Below are 18091 nucleotides of genomic sequence, written 5' to 3'. Positions count from 1 at the left end.
GGTGGGAGGGGTCCCGTCGACTCACTCGGCGGCCGCCCACTCGGCGATCGGGCTGGCCGCGACCCAGGGGTCGGACCGCCAGGGCATCGAACCGGCGACGACGGTCGCGTCATCGCGGGCGACGAAGCCCGCGCCGGCCAGCAGCGGCAGGTGCGTGTGTGCCAGCGAGAGTTCGACCACCTCCGTGACGGAGCCGGGGACGGTCGCCCGGTCGACGCCCCGCTCGTGGGCGGCCACGGCGACGGCCAGCTCGCGGTCGGTCGCCGGCCCCTCGACGAGGAGTTCGCGGAGGACGACCTGCCGGCGGCCGCTCGCCAGCGCGGCGAGCGTCGCGTCGTAGGCCGGGTCGGGGTGGTCGGTGACCAGGCGGGCGACCCACTCGCGGTCGAAGGGACACTCCGAGGGGGCCGCGACCAGCCCCGTCTCGGGGTCGAAGGTGACGCCGCCGGCCTCTGCCAGCGTCGGGAGGTGGACGTGGTGGAGCGCGGTCCGCAGGTCCGTCCGGTCGGCCGTCGCGTCGGGCCCCGCCGCGGCCGGGTGGTCCGCGAGCGCCGCGACCAGCTCCTCGACGGTCGCGGTCGCGTCGCTGTCGACCAGTTCGGCGAGCACCGCCCGCCGCGTCGCGTCGGCCAGCGCGTCGAGCACGACCGGCGACGCCGTCGGAATCGCCATCGTATGTCCCCTCCCGGCCGGCACCGCCATAAACCGTTGCGTGACGTTTCGCGTAGCGATACCGCCGCATCCCGCCGCCTCCCGCCGCGTCCCGCTCCTGGGGCCCGTTCCTGTCTCTCGAATATCAGAACTCGGAACTGCCGGCGCCTGCCGATGCCCCTGACGGCACCCGACACCTGCCGACGCCCGCCGACGCCTGCGACACCCCTGACCCACTGGCGATCCCCCTACAGCGCGTCCTTGTACGCCTCGAGGGTCTCCTCGACGTCGTCGTCGGTGTGGGCGTAGGTGACGAACTGCGCCTCGAACTGGTTCTGCGAGAGGAACACGCCCTGTTCTTTCATCTCCTGCCAGAAGACGCGCCGCCAGCGGTCGGTCTGGCCGGCCGCCACGTCGGCGGCCGACTTCGGACAGCTGTCGTAGCGCGGGCAGTCGGGCCGCTGGGAACAGCCGGCCTCGCAGTGGTTCTCGAAGGTTTCGGGCGCCTCGCGGGTGAACAGAACCTTGAAGATCCCCTCGGTGCCGGCGACGGTGTACTCCGGCGCCTGGTCCGCGACGATCTCCTGGAGTCCCGAACGGAGCCGCTCGCCCAGATCGTTGATGTGCTCGTGCACGTCGTGTTCGGCGGCGTAGCGCAGCGATTCGAGGCCGGCGGCCATCGTGACGGGGTGGCCCGAGAAGGTGCCGGCCTGGAACACGTCGCCCGAGGGGGTGAACTGCTCGATGAGTTCCGAGCGGCCGCCGATGGCGCCGACGGGGAAGCCGCCGCCGATGAGCTTGCCGAAGGTCGTGATGTCCGGGTCGATCCCGAACTTGCCCTGGGCGCACTGGAGGCCGCCGACGCGGAAGCCCGTGATCACCTCGTCGAAGACGAGCAGCGCGCCGTTGTCCTCGGTCAGGTCGCGCAGCGTCTCGTGGTAGCCGTCGACGGGGTGGACGATCCCCATGTTGGCGAGGATCGGTTCGACGAGGACGGCCGCGATGTCCTCGCCGTGGTCCTCGAAGACCCGGTGGGCCGCCTCCTCGTCGTTGAACGGCACCGCGAGCGTGTGCTCGGCGAACTCGTCGGGGATGCCCGGACTGGACGGCTCCACGTCGTCGTACTCGCCCTCGACGAGGGTGGTCTCCTGGGCACCGTGGTAGCCGCCCTGCATGACGACGATCTTGTCGCGACCGGTCGCCGCGCGGGCCAGCCGGCAGGCCGACACCGTCGCCTCCGTCCCGGAGTTGACGAAGCGGATCATCTCGACGCTCGGGACGTGGCGGGTGACGAACTCGGCGTGTTCGACCTCGATCTCCGTCGGCGCGCCGAACATCGGCCCCTCGCTGACGTGCGACTGGACCGCCGACTCGACGGGCTGGGGCAGGTCGTGGCCGTACAGCAGGGGTCCGAGGCCCATCACCCAGTCGATGTAGCGGTTGCCGTCGGCGTCGATCACGTGGCCGCCGTCGCCGCGCTCGACGAAGAAGGGGTAGGGCTCGATGGCGGCCCGCACCGAGGAGTTGACGCCGCCGGGCATGACCGACAGCGCGCGATCGTAGAGGTCCCGTGACCGGTCGTGGTTCATACCCCCCGCTTCTCACTCGTCGCCCAAATGCGTACCGAGGTGCGCCGGCGCTTCCGCGTTCGCGCCCGCCGCGGGGCCGAACGCGTTCGTTCCGGGCGCCCGCTCCCCCCGCGGGGCCGCCCGCGCTTCCGCGTTCGGTAGCTTCTTGGCTCGACACGCGGTGGCACACCCCATGACTGTACGACTCGCGGCGATCGGCCTCGGCGACCTCGGGCGGATGCAACTCGACGGCGTGACCGCCCACCCCGACGCGGACGTGACGGTCGTCGCCGGCGCCGACGTGGCCGCCGACGCCCGCGAAGCGTTCGCCGCCGACTACGACGCGCCCGTCTACGCCGACTACGAGGCGATGCTCGACTCGGAGGCGATCGACGCCGTCACCGTCGTCACGCCCCACACCCTCCACTACGAGCAGACCGTCGCCTGCCTGGAGCGGGGGCTGGACGTGCTCCTGGAGAAGCCGATGGTGGCCGACACCGGCCACGCCGTCGACCTCGTCAATCGCGCCCGCGAGCGCGACGCCGTCCTCCAGATCGGCTACCAGCGACACCTCCACCCCGGCTACCAGGCCGTCCGGGAGACGGTCCTCGGCGGCGAGATCGGCGACGTACACATGGCCGCCTGCTACCTCGCCCAGGACTGGATCAGCGGTACTGAGGGCACCTGGCGCGTCGACCCCGACCTCTCCGGGGGCGGCCAGCTCAGCGACTCCGGGTCGCACCTGCTGGACGCGCTGCTGTGGACGACCGACTCGCGGGCCCGCGAGGTCGCCGCCGTGATGGACGACCGCGACCACGCCGTCGACATCAACGCCGCGCTCTCGGCGACGCTCGACGGTCCCGACGGCCCGATCACCGCGAGCATCGGCGTCAGCGGCGACGGCACCGGCTTCGAGGAGTCGCTCGTCCTCTGGGGGACCGACGGCCACCTCCAGTTCGGTCACGGTGGACTCACCGTCTTCGACGGCTCGGGCGGCGAACCCGACCACCGCGAGTTCGACGCCGGCACCTACGCCGAGCAGACCACGAAGAAGGTCGTCGCCTTCCTCGACGCCGTCGAGGGGAACCGCGACAACCCCGTCCCGCCGGAGTTCGGGCTACGGGTCACCGCACTGACCGAGGGAGCCTACCGCGCCCGCGAGGCCGGCGAGACCGTCGACGTGACGGAACTCGTCGCCGCCGCGCGCGAGGAGCACGGGGCGTAGTCGGACAGCGGCCGTTCGGCGGACGACGCCCCGGGTTCGTCGGGACGGGACCGCTCCCGGACGACCACGCAACAACACTTAGGGCGCCGGCGGCCGCCCGTGGCGTATGCCCGGGGCCGACCGGCCGAACGTCCTCTGGATCGCGATGGAAGACACGACGCCCCGCCTGGGGTGTTACGGCGACGACCTGGCCCGGACGCCCGCGATCGACGGGCTCGCGGCCGAGGGGCGGCGCTACCCGAACGCCTTCTCGACCGCGCCGGTCTGTGCCCCCAGCCGCTCGGCGGTGATGACCGGGTGCCACCAGAACGCCATCGGCACCCACCACATGCGGACGACCCACACGAACGACGACGCGCCCGCACTCCCGACGCCCTACGAGGCCGTCCCGCCCCACTACGTGACGGCGGTGCCCGAGCTGTTCCGGCGGGCGGGCTACTACTGCACGCTCGACTCGAAGGCCGACTACCAGTTCGGGACGCCCTTCTCGATGTGGGACCACCACGGCGACGGTGCGGACTGGCGCGACGACGCCCGCGGGTCGGACCAGCCCTTCTTCGCGATGGTCACCAACGGCGTCACCCACGAGAGCGGCCAGTGGGACCCCACCGAGCCCGGCACCGACGACCAGTTCGGGGGGAGCGTCGCGGACCCGGATACCGACCCCGACGCGGTCGAGGTGCCCCCGTATCTCCCCGACACCGAGACGACCCGGCTGGCCATCGCCCGCCAGTACGACAATATCGCCCGCTCGGACGACTGGGTCGGCGACGTGCTCGACCGCCTGGCGGCGGACGGGCTGGCCGAGGACACCATCGTGGTCCTCTGGAGCGACCACGGCGAGGGGCTGCCCCGCAGCAAGCGCTGGCCCTACGACGGGGGGATCCACGTTCCCCTGGTCGTCCGCTGGCCCGGCGAGCTGGACGCCGGGAGCGTCGACGACCGCCTCGTCAGCATGATGGATCTGGGGCCGACGATGCTCGACGCGTGCGGGCTCGACGTACCGCAGTACATGAGCGGCCAGCAGTTCTTCGGCCCGGACGCGGACGCTCGCGAGTACGTCGTCGCCACCAGGGACCGCTACGACGAATCGTACGACATGGTCCGGGCCGTCCGCGACCACCGGTTCAAGTACGTCCGCCACTACCGACCGGGGACGCCCTACCGCCAGTGGATCCCCTTCCGGAACCGCCACCCCGTCATGCGCGAGCTCCTGGAGCGCGCCCGCGAGGGCGAGCTGGCGGGGGCCCAGCAATGGTTCGACGCGACCCGGCCCGCCGAGGAGCTGTACGACCTCGCCGCCGACCCGTGGGAGGTCGACAACCTCGCCGACGACCCCGAGTACGCCGACACGCTGGCGCGGATGCGGGCGGCGTTAGACGACTGGCGCGACCGGGTCGACGACGCCGGCGACACCGCCGAGGCCGAGACGGTCCGCGACCGCTACGGCGGGGACGACCAGCCCGAGACCGCCGCGCCGCGGTTCGTCGTCAACAGCCCGAACCACGACGAGCGGACGGCCAGGACGAGCGGGCTGGAACTCGATGGGCCGGCGACGCTCTCGCTGTACTGCGCCACCCAGGGCGCGTCGATGGCCTACGCGTTCGCCGACGACCCGGTGAAAAACGACGGGTCCGACCCCCAGTGGGAACTCTACACCGGACCGATCGAGTTGCCCGAGGGCGAGACGGCGGTGCGGGCGAAGGCCGTCCGCTACGGTTTCGCGGAGAGCGACGAGCAGGTGGGCATCTTCACCGTCCCGGGGTGAGCCGTCAGAAGAGCTATCCGGCTGGACACGAAATCCTCCGGTGATCGACCGAACAGCATGACAGACGACACGGACCGGCCGACCGCGGACGGCCGCGCTGGCGAGACGGAGACGGTCGGCGACCTCGTCGAGAAGATCCGGGCGCTGGACGACGACGGCGAGCGCAGCCAGGGCGTCCTCCTGGACCAGCTCGCGGAGGTCGAGAACCGCCTGCTCGCGTTCGGCCGCGCGCTCGGCGGCGACCCCGACACCGTGGCGGATCTGCCCTTCACCGAGGAGGCGGGCACCGACCGGATGCCCGAACCGCTCTACGTCCGCCACGACACCGAGATGCTCAACCAGGTGACCGGCTGGCTGCTGCAGGAACAGCACATCGGCCTCGTCAGCCACTACGGCACCGGCAAGACGGCCTTCCGGGAGATCGTCCGCCGCGACCTGGGCGAACACGACGACTTCGTCGTCGCCGTGCTCGACAACCCCCGCGAGACCACGCCCCGCAAGCTCTACGCGACGATCCAGACCACCGCCGAGGCCGCGGGCTACGAGGTCGAGGACCGTGACTACTGGCAGACCCGCGACGGCGTCCCGTGGGCCACCGAGGACGCCAAGGAGGCCGCCCGCGAACTCGTCGAGGACGTGCGCGCCGACGGCAAGACCTTGCTTCTGGTCGTCGACGAGATCGAGGTCCTCCCCGCGGAGATCCTCTCGACGCTCCAGGTCGCTGGCGACATGGGCGTCCGCCTGTTCCTGATGGGCACCCCCGAGGGCAAGGAGCGCGTCGCCGACCTCCGCGGGACGCTCGACTCGCGGCTGCGCTACTACGAGGGCATCGAACCGTTCGGCCCCGAGGACATCGCCGAGTACATCGCCCGCTCCTTTGCCTACTTCCGGGACGAACCCTACGAGGACCAGGGGGTCGAGCTGTTCACCGAGGCCGCCATCCGCGACGTCCACGAGCGGTCGGAGGGGATCCCCCGCGAGGTCCGCATCGAGTGTCGCGAACTCTTTACGCGGGCCGCGTTCGTCTGGTACCGCACCGGCCAGGAGATCGACCGCATCCAGATCACCCCCGAGTTGCGCCACCGTCGCTTCGGGATGGGTCGGTGAGTTTCACGATCTGCGGCCGGTACTGCAGTCACGGTTGCAGCTGGCTCCCTCTTCGCGACCGCAACTAGCGATCCGACCGCAAACAGCGTGAAAGCCCCGGCGCGTTCGACTCGGGCGTCTCGCTGCGCTCCTCGGTCGTTCCACTCCCTGCGGTGCTTGCGTCGCCGGCCTTCGTCGAACGCGCCGCCCCTTTCATTCCCACCCGTGTCGGCTGGTCGGTCAGTCTGTGCGGGTGGGAATGAAAGGGGCCGACCGCTCCGGGAAGACGGGCGACGCAAGCACCGCAACGAACGCAGTGAGTGAGGAGCGCAGCGAGCCCCTCGACCGGAGCGGTCGGGGGCTTTCACGCTGTCCGCGGTCGCCGCGTTCGTCCTCGCGTTCTACACGCAAATCCGACGACTACGACGGGTGCCGATGCTTGATACGCTCGGCGTGGACGCTGGGCACCTCGCTGAGACACTCCCGGCACTTCCAGGTCGGGTACACCTCCCCCTGCTCTTTCAGCAGGTCCTGCTTGTACTCCAGGGTCGCCCCGCACTGGCAGGTGTAGGCCATACGCGAGCGCACGCGACGAGCGGGAATAAATCGCCCGGCGGTCCCAGCTACCGGACTCCGCCGACCGGACCCCTCGAACCACCAGAATCTACAGGGGCCTCCCGGCCCCACTCACGGACATGACCGCGACCGACGCGAGCCTGCTCGACCTGTCCTCTGCCGAGTCGACTCGCCACGCCGTCAACGGCGTCGACCTGCACGTCGTCACGGCCGGCGACCCCTCGAACCCGATGGTCGTCCTGCTGCACGGGTTCCCCGACTTCTGGTACGGCTGGCGCCACCAGATCCCCGCCCTGCTCGACGCCGGCTACTACGTCGTCGCGCCGGACCAGCGGGGGTACAACCTCAGCGAGAAACCGCGCGATCTGGACGCCTACCGGATGGGCGAACTCTCCGGCGACGTGGCCGACCTGATCGACGCCGAGGGCCGCGACGACGCCCACGTGGTCGGCCACGACTGGGGCGCGGCGGTCGCGTGGGACCTGGCGCTGCGCCACCCCGACCGGGTCGACCGGCTCGGGATCGTCAACGTCCCGCACCCGTCGGTGATGCGCCGGACGCTCAAGCGGAATCCACGCCAGCTCGCCCGGAGCTGGTACATGTTCTTCTTCCAGCTCCCGGTCGTCCCGGAACTCGTCCTCGGCCGCGACGACGCCCGCGGCGTCCTCGACCTGCTGGAGGGCAGCGCCAACCCCGGGGCGTTCACCGACGCGGAACTCGCCCACTACCGCGACGCCTGGCGTCGCCAGGGGGCGATCCGCGGCGCCGTCAACTGGTACCGCGCCCTGTTCCGCCGCCGCGACGACCCGCCACGGGAGACCGTCGCGGCGCCGACGCTGGTCGTCTGGGGCGACGAGGACGTGGCGCTGCTCCCGTCGATGGCCGCCGAGAGCGTCGGCCACTGCACCGACGGCCGCCTCGAACGGGTCCCCTGGGCCTCCCACTGGGTCCACGACGAGGAACCCGAACGCGTCAACGACGCCCTCGTCGGCCACCTGAACGACGGCGCCGGGGACTGATTCCGACCGTTCGACGCTTCTGTGTCGTCTGGAGACAGCAGCTGACCAACGTAGTTCGGTCGAACGATACGAGATTCGCCCCTCCGGGAAGGGCACGACCCGTCGCCGTTCGGTATCACCCACCCGACGATCATCATCGACGGCCGGGAGTACGAGGTCGACGACCCGAACTACTTCGACCGGGACATCGACGCCGGATTCCTCGGGACGATCCAGGAGGGACTGGCGACGACGAAACTGAAGGTCCGCGCGACCGACGAGTACGGCAACAGCCGGACGACCCTCGCCGCGGCCCGCTCGAACGGCCTCGTCGAGGCGGTCAAGCAGAGCGGTTCGCTCGACAGTCTCTCGGAGACGGAAGCGTTCACGCTCGGCACGGGGACTGGGATATCCGGTGGCGCCGGACAACTGACCGGGACGGTACAGAACGTCGTCACCGAACCGGGGGAGACCCTCGCCCGCTTCAGCGACCTCTCGCGGTACGAACGGCCCATCGAGAACGCCGACGACATCCCCGGGCTGCTGGTCCAGCAGTACCAGCGCCAGCAGCGGACCGCGAACCCCTACTACCGACAGGGTGAGGTCGCCAACGAGCAGCTGTACGACGACTTCCGGCGAGGGTATTACTCGGGGCTGGTCGTCTTCGAGGTCGCGCTGTCGGCGGCCGGTGGTCAGGTCAAGAACGTCGACAAGGTGCAGGACCTGGCCGACAGGGCCAGAGCGACGCGGGCAGTGCGCTACTATCGATCGGCGCGGACCCGGTTCGTCAGCGCACCGGCCAGTCGGCTCGGGTCGAAGGTGACCCGTCGGGTGGTCGACCGCGTCGACGTAGACGCGCCCGGGACCGTCCGCGAGACCATGGCGGGCATCGAGACGGTCGGGCGGTCGTGGTCGCTGTCGCGACGGCTCGGGACTACGCCGAGCGACGTGTTGCGCGGCCTGAGCGACCGGGGCCGGTCGCAACTGCGGGCGTACTACCGCGGGATTCGCGGAACCCGCAGTGATAGTGACACCGGACTGGACGCGCTGACCGTCGGCGGGCGTGCGGAGTTCCGGGAAGCGCTGAACGACGAGACGATCACGGGACGGGTGCTGGCGCAGTTCCGCCGCGGGAATTCCGACCGGACGTGGCGCGAGTTGTTCGACCGCGATGTCTGTAACAGTCCGTGTGAGTCGACTATCCGGTCGGTCTACCAGTATACGAAAGATTCCGACGAAGTCGACGAACTCGGCGATTACGATCCACTCGACAACGACAAGGCAAATAAGCTTCTGAACGCCTATAAGAAAGCCGACCAGGTGTCGGTTGGTCCGGGGTCGGACGGTTCAGCGAAAGTCCAGCAACGGATCGACGACCTCGCTTCCGAAAGTGTTGACGGGGTCACCCGGAGCATGCGTCGCGTCTCTACTGGTCTGAAAGGATACAAGCAAGTCGCCGGTGAGGTTCGTATCGCTGATAACGCGCTAGGCCAAGATACGGTGAGTGGGAGCGACCTCAAACTATCGGTAGATGTACCAAACAGCAAGGTGCCCGACGATCTTAGTAAATCGGGTTCGGAAATCGACGTTAACCTGAAATCGGAGATCACCATCAAAGGTGAAACGGTCGATTCACCCGCACTCGAATCGAAGAACTGGAATCCAGACAGTTACAACGAGGACTTTGTCGAAAATGTGTTACTCCGTGACGTGAGAAAAAAGTTCGCTGCGCAGGCTGCATCCGGGCAAGATGAACTTGTCCTCGTCACTACCAGCGAGTTCAAAAACGCCTTTAGCAACCAGCTAGATGGGCTCTCGGAGAGGGTCCAACAGGAACTCGATACCAGTGGGATAGATTCGGATCCGACCGTCAGAGTCGTAAGCTACGACGAGATAGGTGACTGACAATGGTTCATGGTCTCGCAGTCATGGAGTTTCACGTGTCCTACCCGCCAGCGGAGGTCAAAGAGGAGACGCTCGAGGTCGCTGAATCGCTCGGTTTCGATGTCGGCTCTGCTGAGGTGGACCCAGTCGCGAGCTCGGACGATGCACCGGTTCTCGACATTACGTACGGCGAGTCTGGATTCAGCTTCTTCTTTACCTTGACAGAGGACCGAAAACCGACCACACCCGTCCTACGAATTGCGATTGGGGATAGCCTCTACGGTTCGGAGGTCGACAACGACGGCGACTATCGGGACTTGTTGGAAGCGATCTTTGAGCTACTGTGCCGTCTCTCGGTCGCACTGGACGCCGATTATGCGCCGATATATAACCCCGAAAGTCGGAACGCCATGCCGCACGATAAACCGCTCGTCGACGGGATCGAGGAGCTCCCGCGGCTCGCCGTCTACTCTGGAGAACTCGTAGACGAATTCGGCGGAGCCGATTCCATGTTTGACCCCGATCCGTGGTATACGGCAACGCTCGCGGGGGACAAATTCGTCGTCGCCGATGCACCGTCGGACTGGCTGGGTGGGCCGTGGCAGCCCCCGACCGACGCCGAGTACCTCGACCATGCGGAGTTCGTCGACCACGAAGACTCCGGCCAGACGGTCGGTCTCTCCGACCCGTTCGCCGATCTCGAATCTGGTGAGTACGGTGCGGACGTAGGGGTCGAGCCGGACGATATCTCCGGTGAGTTCACGAACGACGTGCTCCGCCTTCGTCGGGTTCGCGTCGACGACGAGCGGAACCTCCGGCGAGTCGACGACAACGCGTTCGTTCGCAACGTCGTCGACGAAAAGCACGACGACCAGCTCGACCTGATCCAGGCGATGCTGGCGGAGATTCCCCGGGAGCCACACACCGACGAACACGCGTCGGCGTTGCTGCACGAGGCGATTCCACCGTCGTTCGTCCGTCTGGACGGTCCCGACGACGAGAACGTCGTGACGAAAGTGATGGCCCTCGATACGGACGTGAACAAACACCAGTTGTTACTCTCGCTGGGGCGAGTCGCCCAGCAGGACGATCTCGACGACGATCTGGCCTCGGTCGACGGCGCGCTGGACACACTTGACGACCTCGACGGGGAGGTCGTCGACGAATACATCCGGCAGAATCTGCTCTGAGCGGCCGTGTAGTTCGGCTCCGGCCACTGGACTCTCAGTTCAGCGCCAGGAACCGGTAGTTCAGCACCGCGGCGAAGGTGACCCAGACGAGATACGGCACCAGCAGCGCGGCCGCACGGCGGTCGACGCGGTCGAAGGCCCGGATAGTAACGGCGACCGCGGGCCACAGGGCGACGATCACGACCAGTCCCGCGAGCAGGTTCTCCGCGGCGAAGAAGGCGGGCGTCCACGCGACGTTGAGGACCATCTGGCCGGCGAACGCGGCGAGCGCGACGCGGCGGTCGGTCCAGCCGTCGCTGCTCCGACTCTCCTCGACCGTCCCACCCCCGTCGGCCAGCCACACGAGCGCGAGAGCGACGCCCATCAGTGTAAAGAGGAGCGTCCAGACGACGCCGAACAGCCACGGTGGCGGGTAGATAGCGGGTTTCACGAGTGTCTGAAACCACGGCGACCCCGGCCCGGACAGCACCGCCGGCGCGGCGCCGACGAGGTTGACCGCCACGACCCCGGCGACGACCGCGACCGCCGGCCGGCGGCCTTCCTGGTCGGCACCGAGTGCTCGTGTTTCTGCCATTGTCTCGTGTACACGCTCCACGGCCATACGTGTCCCCCTCACGCCGTCGACGATACCTGTCCGTCACGCCGCCGGTGCTCTCCGCTATCGTATATAAACACATCTTTGACATCGGTTGCCATACACCGCTCGGGGGCCCAGCGAGGGGAATCCCGCCGATACCCGGTACTTTTATATAGAATCGCAATCAACCTGTCTCTTGACTATGGCTCAGCAGATGGGTAACCAGCCCCTCATCATCATGTCCGAGGACTCTCAGCGCACCTCGGGCAAGGACGCACAGTCCATGAACATCACGGCCGGGAAGGCCGTGGCCGAGTCCGTACGGACCACACTGGGTCCGAAGGGGATGGACAAGATGCTCGTCGACGACTCCGGCGGGGTCGTCGTCACCAACGACGGCGTCACCATCCTCGAGGAGATGGACATCGAGCACCCGGCGGCCAACATGATCGTCGAGGTCGCCCAGACCCAGGAGGACGAGGTCGGCGACGGCACGACCACGGCCGTCGTCATCTCCGGCGAGCTGCTGGGCAAGGCCGAGGATCTGCTCGACCAGGACATCCACGCCACCATCCTCGCGCAGGGCTACCGCCAGGCCGCCGAGAAGGCCAAGGAGGCCCTCGAGGACATCGCTATCGAGGTCGACGCCGACGACACCGAAATTCTGGAGTCCATCGCCGCCACCGCCATGACCGGCAAGGGCGCCGAGAACGCCAAGGACACCCTCTCCTCGCTCGTCGTCGACGCCGTCCAGTCCGTCGCCGACGAGGAGGGCGTCGACACGGACAACATCCAGCTCGAGACCGTCGTCGGCGGCTCCATCGACGAGTCCGAGCTCGTCGAGGGCGTCATCATCGACAAGGAGCGCGTCCACGAGAACATGCCCTACGCCGTCGAGGACGCCGACGTGGCGCTGCTCGACACCGCCATCGAGGTGCCCGAGACCGAGCTCGACACCGAGGTCAACGTCACCGACCCCGACCAGCTCCAGCAGTTCCTCGACCAGGAGGAGGAGCAGCTCAAGGAGTACGTCGACAAGCTCAAAGACGCCGGCGCCGACGTCGTCATCTGCCAGAAGGGCATCGACGACATGGCCCAGCACTACCTCGCCCAGGAGGGTATTCTGGCAGTGCGCCGCGCGAAGAAGTCCGACATGAAGGCGCTCTCCCGGTCGACGGGCGCCCGCATCGTCTCGAACATCGACGACATCACCGCCGACGATCTGGGCTTCGCGGGCAGCGTCGCCCAGAAGGACGTCGCCGGCGACGAGCGCATCTTCGTCGAGGAGGTCGAGGACGCCAAGGCCGTCACGATGATCCTCCGCGGCGGCACCGAGCACGTCGCCGACGAGGTCGAGCGCGCCATCGAGGACTCGCTGGGCGTCGTCTCGGTCACGCTCGAAGACGGGCAGGTCCTCCCCGGCGGCGGCGCCCCGGAGGCCCACCTCGCGCTGGAGCTCCGCGACTTCGCCGACTCCGTCGGCGGCCGCGAGCAGCTCGCCGTCGAGGCCTTTGCCGACGCCATCGACGTCGTCCCGCGCACGCTCGCCGAGAACGCCGGGCTCGACCCCATCGACTCGCTGGTCGACCTGCGCAGCCAGCACGACTCCGGTAACCACCAGGTCGGCCTCGACGCCTACTCCGGCGACGTGGTCGACATGGTCGAGGACGGCGTCGTCGAGCCGCTCCGCGTCAAGACCCAGGCCGTCGAGTCCGCCACCGAGGCCGCGGTCATGATCCTCCGCATCGACGACGTGATCGCCGCGGGCGACCTGAAGGGCGGCGGCACCGACGACGACGACGAGGGTGCCGGCGGCCCCGGCGGCCCCGGCGGCGCGCCCGGCGGCATGGGCGGCGGCATGGGCGGCATGGGCGGCGGCATGGGCGGCATGATGTGAGCCCACTTTTTGCGACGGAGAGTTCCTCGGCGCGCTTCGCGCGCCTGCGGGAATCCTCCGTCGCAAAAACTTGGGGAAAAAAGCCGGACGCCCCGGTCGCTTCGCTCCCTCGCGTCCGGTGAACCGCGCGCCGTCGGCGCGCGGACGCTTACCCGCCGACCCTCGAACCGCCCGCCGACCGCTGCGGCTCCCGAACCATCGCAGTCCGCGATTCTCCGTTTTCGACCGGCCAGCGGCCGCTACGGTCGCGTGTCGCACCGGGGCATCCGCTCGTCCACGAGAACCCGAGACCGCTCTACGGGACGCTGGCGGTCGCTACGAGAGTGGAAAACCGGTGGTAATCGCGCCACCCACACCCGGTGGGTACACGCCGTCCGGCGCGGGCGCGACTGTTCGCTGCGCGGCGTCGAGCTACTCGGTCTCGAGTTCGAACTGCTCGTGCTCGGAGGCGGCGTTGAGCACGACGCTCGTGTTGGATTCCTTGATCTCGGGGTCGACGAGCAGCTCCTTGATATGCTCGTTCATGCCGTCCGTGTCGGTGAACTTGCCGATGGCGATGATGTCGTAGTCGCCGGTCACCTCGTAGACGGAGATCATCTGGTCGTGCTCGCGCAGCGAGTCGGTGACCTCCGGGAGGGAGCTGCCCTCGATCTTCAGCTGGAGGATGGCGGTCACGTCGTAGCCGAGCTTGTCGTAGTCGACCTTCGGGGTGTACCCCTCGATGATGCCGTCCTCCTCCAGGTCCGAGAGGTGGTTCGACACGGTCGTCACCGACACGTCGAGGTCCTCGCCGAGGCTGCGCAGGCTCGCCCGCCCGTCGCCCAGCAGCGCATTTACCAACTTGCGGTCCAGATTTTCGTACGTCATTACGTCCACAGACGACACCGGGGCATTAGAATTTTACGAATATACAATTCCGTCTCTCGAAGGGGAAGATTTGCGCAGATGGGTAGGATTTTAATACTATGGGTATACCCTTCAGGTGTCGATAACAATGACAAGCGAAAACGCGAAACCGGACGGGGGTCTCTCCGCCGAGGCACAGGACGTACTCGACGAGATCGAGGAGCAGAACGTCGACTTCCTGCGGCTGCAGTTCACGGACATTCTGGGGACGGTCAAGAACGTCTCGATTCCGGCCGACCAGGCCGAGAAGGCGTTCACAGAGGGTATCTACTTCGACGGGTCGTCGATCAACGGCTTCGTCCGCATCCAGGAGTCGGACATGCGCCTGGACCCGGACCCGTCGACGTTCGCCGTCCTGCCGTGGCGCAACGACGACGACAGCGCCGCCGGCCGGCTCATCTGTGACGTCATCGACACCTCCAGCGGCCAGCCGTTCTCCGGCGACCCGCGCGGGGTGCTCAAGCGCGCCATCCAGCGCGCCGAGGACATGGGCTACACCGTCAACGCCGCGCCCGAGCCCGAGTTCTTCCTCTTCGAGGAGGACGAGGAGGGTCGCGCGACGACGAAGACCAACGACGCCGGCGGCTACTTCGACCTCGCGCCCAAGGACCTCGCCCAGGACGTGCGCCGGGACATCATCTTCGGGCTGGAGGACATGGGCTTCGACATCGAGGCCTCCCACCACGAGGTCGCACAGGGCCAACACGAGATCAACTTCACCTACGACGACGCGCTGTCGACGGCCGACAACGTCGCCACCTTCCGCGCCGTGGTCCGTGCCATCGCCGCCGAGCACGACCTCCACGCCACCTTCATGCCCAAGCCGATCCCGCGCATCAACGGGTCGGGCATGCACACCCACCTCTCGCTGTTCACGGAGGACGGCGAGAACGCCTTCCACGACGGCGACGACGAGTTCGACCTGAGCGAGACGGCCAAGCAGTTCACCGCCGGCATCCTCGAACACGCGCCCGCCATCGCGGCCGTCACGAACCCGACCGTCAACTCCTACAAGCGCCTGGTCCCGGGCTACGAGGCGCCCGTCTACGTCGCCTGGTCCGACCGGAACCGCTCGGCGCTCATCCGCAAGCCCGCCGCGCGCGTCCCCGCCGCCTCCCGCATCGAGGCGCGCTTCCCGGACCCGTCGTGTAACCCCTATCTCGCCTTCGCCGCGCTGATCCACGCCGGCCTCGACGGCATCGAGCGCGGCCTCGACTGCGACGACCCGGTCCGCGAGAACATCTACGAGTTCGACGAGGAGAAACGCGAGGAGTACGGCATCGACACGCTGCCGACGAACCTCGGCGAGGCCCTCGACGCCCTCGAGTCCGACGAGGTCGTCCAGGACGCCCTCGGCGAGCACGTCTACGAGAACTTCGTCGAGGCGAAGACCCAGGAGTTCGACGACTACCGCGTCGACGTCTCCGACTGGGAACTCGACCGGTACCTCGAGACCTTCTAACCCGACACCGCGTCGACCCACAGTCGCTCCCGGCGGGTCGCTCACCGCCGCCCCGTCGCCGCCGCCCCGTCGCCGCGGCGGGCGCGGTACCCGACCCGCGTTTCGCTTCTCGCCAGCCGCGCCTCCGCGTCGGGGCGCCGACGCCCTCCTCCGCCGACAGATCACCGCCGCCTTTATACCCTCATCCCGGCTCAGTCCCTCCAACGGACGGTCGGTCGCCCCAACGGCGACGGAGAACGTGTGAAGATACTCTCGTGTAACGCCGGCTACCTGCTCGACTACGACGGATCGCTGCGTGAGTACGCGCTGAAACCCCACCGGGCGATGCTCGGCGACGACGCCGCCGAACAGCGGGCCACCGAGCGCCTCGTCGACGTGATCGCCGACGAGCGCCCGGACGTGGTCTGCCTGCTGGAGGTCGACCAGGGCTCGGCCCGCACCATGACCGAGGGGCAGGTCACCCGCCTCGCGGAGGCGCTGACCGACCGCGGGCTGGCCTACCACGCCCGCGCCGACGCCAAGTACGGCGACGGCAACGTCCTCGGGCGACTCCCCGTGCTCTCGCATCTCTCGAACGGCCTGCTCGTCCGCGACGACATCGACGCCACCATCGAGGCCCACTACCTCGAGACCGGCCCCAAGCGGCTCGTCACCGAGGTCCGCATCGGCGACCTGTCCATCTTCGCGGTCCACCTCGCGATGAGCGGCCGCGGCCGCCGCAAGCAACTCGACGAGATCGCCGCCATCGTCGCCGAGCGCGAGCGCGTCGTCGTCGCCGGCGACTTCAACGCCTACGACGGCCTCGAGGAGGTCGAAACCGCCCTCGAAGAGACGGGGCTGGTCCTCCACGACCCCGGCGAGACGGTGCCCAAGCGCCCGCTCGACAGCCTGGTCTCCGAGACGCGCACCCTCGATTTCTTCCTCGCCTCCCCCGACATCGAACCCACCCGCTGTGACGTGATCGACGTGCAGGTCTCCGACCACCGCCCCGTCGTCCTGGAGTTCGAGAACGGGAGAGTATGACGGGCGACGGCACCGGCGACACCGACGACGCGAGCGCCACGGTACGACCGCTGTCGGCCGACCGCTTCGCCGAGTTCCGGCGGATCGTCGACTACGCCTTCTCGCCGGAGGACGGGCCACAGACCTACGACGACGAGCCCGAGCGGATCGCCGACCGGTACGGAGCCGTCGCCGGCGACGAACTCCTCGCCGTCTGCGGCCACTACGACTTCCGGGCGACCCTCCGCGGCGAGTGGGTCCCGCTCGCCGGCCTGGCCGCCGTCGCGACGCCGCCGGAACACCGGCGGGCGGGGCACGTCCGCGCGCTGGTCGACGACGCGCTGGAGCGGTGGCGCGGCGAGTACCCCCTGGCCGCGCTGTGGCCGTTCTCGCGGGCGTACTACGAGCAGTTCGGCTGGGCGACAGCCAACACGTACAGCGAATACACCTGCCCGCCGGCCCAGCTGTCGTTCGCCCGCGGGGAAGCCGACGGCCGCGCGCGCCCGGTCGACCCCGACGAGTGGCGCACCCTCCAGTCGGTCCACGAGGCGGCCGCCGAGGCGACGACGCTCGCGCTCCGGCGGCGCTCGGAGACGTGGTGGCGCGAGCGCGTCCTCGCGGAGGGGAGCGACGACCGCCCGTGGGCGTCCGTCTGGGAGCGGGCGGGCGAGCCCGTGGGGTATCTCGTCTACAGTTTCGCGGACGCCGGCGAGGGGTTCGGCGAGCGCCGACTCACCGTCGACGATACGGCCGCCGTCGACCACGAGGCGTGGCTCGGGTTGCTGGGCTTCCTCGCCGACCACGACTCGCAGGTGACCGAAGTGCAGTTCGAGCGCGAGGGCCGGACGGATCTCCTCGACCTCGTCGACGACCCCGAGGCGGTCGACTGCGAGGTGTCGACGGGCCCGATGGTCCGCGTCGTCGACGTGACGGACGCGCTGGCGGCCTGTCCCTACCCCGACGACGCGAGCGCCGACCTCGCCCTCGCCGTGACCGACGGGACAGCCGAGTGGAACGACGGCGTGTTCCGACTGACCGTCGAAGACGGGTCGAGCGAGTGCGCGGCCGTCGACGAGCCGGCGGCCGAGGCGGACGCGACCCTCGACGTGGGGACGCTCTCGCAGCTCGTGGTCGGCTATCACGACGCCGCGACCGCCCGCCGCGTCGGCGGGCTCTCGGTGGCCGAGGAGTCGGTCGTCGACGACCTCGCGGCGCTGTTCCCGCCCGAGCGGGTGTACCTGCGGACGTTCTTCTGAGAGGCTGGGGCCGGCGGAAAACCGGGTGAGCCCCCGACCCGAACA

15 protein-coding genes are annotated in these 18091 nt (G+C 68.8%); 10 read left to right on the top strand and 5 right to left on the bottom strand.

Features of this window, described 5'->3' with window-relative positions; all coding sequences use genetic code 11:
* Positions 1-21: 21 nt before the first annotated feature.
* Positions 22-672, bottom strand: a complete 651-nt coding sequence (locus ACMGFG_RS02390) for a DUF7344 domain-containing protein (protein ID WP_436928752.1) — start codon at positions 670-672, stop codon at positions 22-24.
* Positions 673-899: 227 nt separating this feature from the next.
* Positions 900-2240, bottom strand: a complete 1341-nt coding sequence (gene hemL, locus ACMGFG_RS02385) for a glutamate-1-semialdehyde 2,1-aminomutase (RefSeq protein WP_436928751.1) — start codon at positions 2238-2240, stop codon at positions 900-902.
* Positions 2241-2412: 172 nt separating this feature from the next.
* On the opposite strand from hemL, the gene ACMGFG_RS02380 reads away from it, so the two are divergent.
* The 3 genes from ACMGFG_RS02380 (at position 2413) to ACMGFG_RS02370 (ending at position 6319) form a co-directional block, all read left to right on the top strand.
* A complete protein-coding gene (locus ACMGFG_RS02380) occupies positions 2413-3444 on the top strand; it encodes a Gfo/Idh/MocA family protein (RefSeq protein ID WP_436928750.1) in 1032 nt (343 codons plus the stop codon).
* A gap of 106 nt (positions 3445-3550) precedes the next feature.
* Positions 3551-5212 carry a sulfatase family protein gene (locus tag ACMGFG_RS02375; RefSeq protein ID WP_436928749.1) on the top strand — a complete coding sequence of 554 codons (1662 nt, stop codon included), beginning with the start codon at positions 3551-3553 and terminating at the stop codon, positions 5210-5212.
* A gap of 57 nt (positions 5213-5269) precedes the next feature.
* Positions 5270-6319, top strand: coding sequence for an AAA family ATPase (locus tag ACMGFG_RS02370; RefSeq protein ID WP_436928748.1), 1050 nt, complete (start codon positions 5270-5272; stop codon positions 6317-6319).
* 399 nt (positions 6320-6718) lie between these two features.
* Here ACMGFG_RS02370 and ACMGFG_RS02365 read toward each other — a convergent pair whose 3' ends face one another.
* On the bottom strand, positions 6719-6874 hold the full coding sequence (locus ACMGFG_RS02365; RefSeq protein WP_436908755.1) for a hypothetical protein: 156 nt from the start codon (positions 6872-6874) through the stop codon (positions 6719-6721).
* A 119-nt stretch (positions 6875-6993) separates the two neighbouring features.
* Between ACMGFG_RS02365 and ACMGFG_RS02360 the strand changes: the two genes are divergently transcribed.
* From ACMGFG_RS02360 to ACMGFG_RS02350, 3 genes are all read left to right on the top strand, one after another.
* Entirely contained in the window at positions 6994-7893 is a 900-nt protein-coding gene (locus tag ACMGFG_RS02360) for an alpha/beta fold hydrolase (RefSeq protein ID WP_436928747.1), read from the top strand.
* A 693-nt stretch (positions 7894-8586) separates the two neighbouring features.
* Positions 8587-9777 (top strand): hypothetical protein, encoded by a 1191-nt coding sequence (locus ACMGFG_RS02355; RefSeq protein WP_436928746.1) that lies wholly within the window; start codon positions 8587-8589, stop codon positions 9775-9777.
* Between the two features lie 35 nt (positions 9778-9812).
* Complete coding sequence (locus tag ACMGFG_RS02350) at positions 9813-10946, top strand: hypothetical protein (protein ID WP_436928745.1); 1134 nt, start codon at positions 9813-9815, stop codon at positions 10944-10946.
* 34 nt (positions 10947-10980) lie between these two features.
* Here the strand turns inward: ACMGFG_RS02350 and ACMGFG_RS02345 are convergent, their stop codons facing one another.
* Positions 10981-11520, bottom strand: coding sequence for a TspO/MBR family protein (locus tag ACMGFG_RS02345; RefSeq protein WP_436928744.1), 540 nt, complete (start codon positions 11518-11520; stop codon positions 10981-10983).
* A gap of 217 nt (positions 11521-11737) precedes the next feature.
* On the opposite strand from ACMGFG_RS02345, the gene thsA reads away from it, so the two are divergent.
* A complete protein-coding gene (thsA, locus tag ACMGFG_RS02340) occupies positions 11738-13420 on the top strand; it encodes a thermosome subunit alpha (protein ID WP_436928778.1) in 1683 nt (560 codons plus the stop codon).
* A gap of 411 nt (positions 13421-13831) precedes the next feature.
* Here the strand turns inward: thsA and lrp are convergent, their stop codons facing one another.
* Positions 13832-14287: an HTH-type transcriptional regulator Lrp gene (gene lrp / locus ACMGFG_RS02335; protein ID WP_179910192.1), complete on the bottom strand. Its 456-nt coding sequence runs from the start codon at positions 14285-14287 to the stop codon at positions 13832-13834.
* A 127-nt stretch (positions 14288-14414) separates the two neighbouring features.
* Here lrp and glnA point away from each other — a divergent pair, with 127 nt between their 5' ends.
* The 3 genes from glnA (at position 14415) to ACMGFG_RS02320 (ending at position 18046) form a co-directional block, all read left to right on the top strand.
* On the top strand, positions 14415-15788 hold the full coding sequence (gene glnA, locus ACMGFG_RS02330; RefSeq protein ID WP_436928743.1) for a type I glutamate--ammonia ligase: 1374 nt from the start codon (positions 14415-14417) through the stop codon (positions 15786-15788).
* 240 nt (positions 15789-16028) lie between these two features.
* Positions 16029-16811, top strand: coding sequence for an endonuclease/exonuclease/phosphatase family protein (locus ACMGFG_RS02325; RefSeq protein ID WP_436928742.1), 783 nt, complete (start codon positions 16029-16031; stop codon positions 16809-16811).
* A complete protein-coding gene (locus ACMGFG_RS02320) occupies positions 16808-18046 on the top strand; it encodes a GNAT family N-acetyltransferase (protein ID WP_436928741.1) in 1239 nt (412 codons plus the stop codon). The genes ACMGFG_RS02325 and ACMGFG_RS02320 overlap by 4 nt, the downstream gene beginning before the upstream one ends.
* The last annotated feature ends 45 nt before the right edge of the window (positions 18047-18091 follow it).

It is taken from the genome of Halosimplex halobium, assembly GCF_051414055.1.
Lineage (GTDB): Archaea > Halobacteriota > Halobacteria > Halobacteriales > Haloarculaceae > Halosimplex > Halosimplex halobium.
The sequence above is the reverse complement of the archived record's forward strand: the minus strand, read 5'-3'. Positions and strand labels throughout refer to the sequence as shown.

Excerpts from the sequence above, each read along its gene's own strand:
- ACMGFG_RS02375 (WP_436928749.1), top strand. The coding sequence starts at position 3,551 with ATGCCCGGGGCCGACCGGCCGAACGTCCTCTGGATCGCGATGGAAGAC.
- thsA (WP_436928778.1), top strand. The coding sequence starts at position 11,738 with ATGGGTAACCAGCCCCTCATCATCATGTCCGAGGACTCTCAGCGCACC.
- hemL (WP_436928751.1), bottom strand. The coding sequence starts at position 2,240 with ATGAACCACGACCGGTCACGGGACCTCTACGATCGCGCGCTGTCGGTC.
- ACMGFG_RS02370 (WP_436928748.1), top strand. The coding sequence starts at position 5,270 with ATGACAGACGACACGGACCGGCCGACCGCGGACGGCCGCGCTGGCGAG.
- ACMGFG_RS02390 (WP_436928752.1), bottom strand. The coding sequence starts at position 672 with ATGGCGATTCCGACGGCGTCGCCGGTCGTGCTCGACGCGCTGGCCGAC.
- ACMGFG_RS02380 (WP_436928750.1), top strand. The coding sequence starts at position 2,413 with ATGACTGTACGACTCGCGGCGATCGGCCTCGGCGACCTCGGGCGGATG.
- ACMGFG_RS02365 (WP_436908755.1), bottom strand. The coding sequence starts at position 6,874 with ATGGCCTACACCTGCCAGTGCGGGGCGACCCTGGAGTACAAGCAGGAC.
- ACMGFG_RS02345 (WP_436928744.1), bottom strand. The coding sequence starts at position 11,520 with ATGGCAGAAACACGAGCACTCGGTGCCGACCAGGAAGGCCGCCGGCCG.
- ACMGFG_RS02360 (WP_436928747.1), top strand. The coding sequence starts at position 6,994 with ATGACCGCGACCGACGCGAGCCTGCTCGACCTGTCCTCTGCCGAGTCG.
- glnA (WP_436928743.1), top strand. The coding sequence starts at position 14,415 with ATGACAAGCGAAAACGCGAAACCGGACGGGGGTCTCTCCGCCGAGGCA.
- ACMGFG_RS02320 (WP_436928741.1), top strand. The coding sequence starts at position 16,808 with ATGACGGGCGACGGCACCGGCGACACCGACGACGCGAGCGCCACGGTA.
- lrp (WP_179910192.1), bottom strand. The coding sequence starts at position 14,287 with ATGACGTACGAAAATCTGGACCGCAAGTTGGTAAATGCGCTGCTGGGC.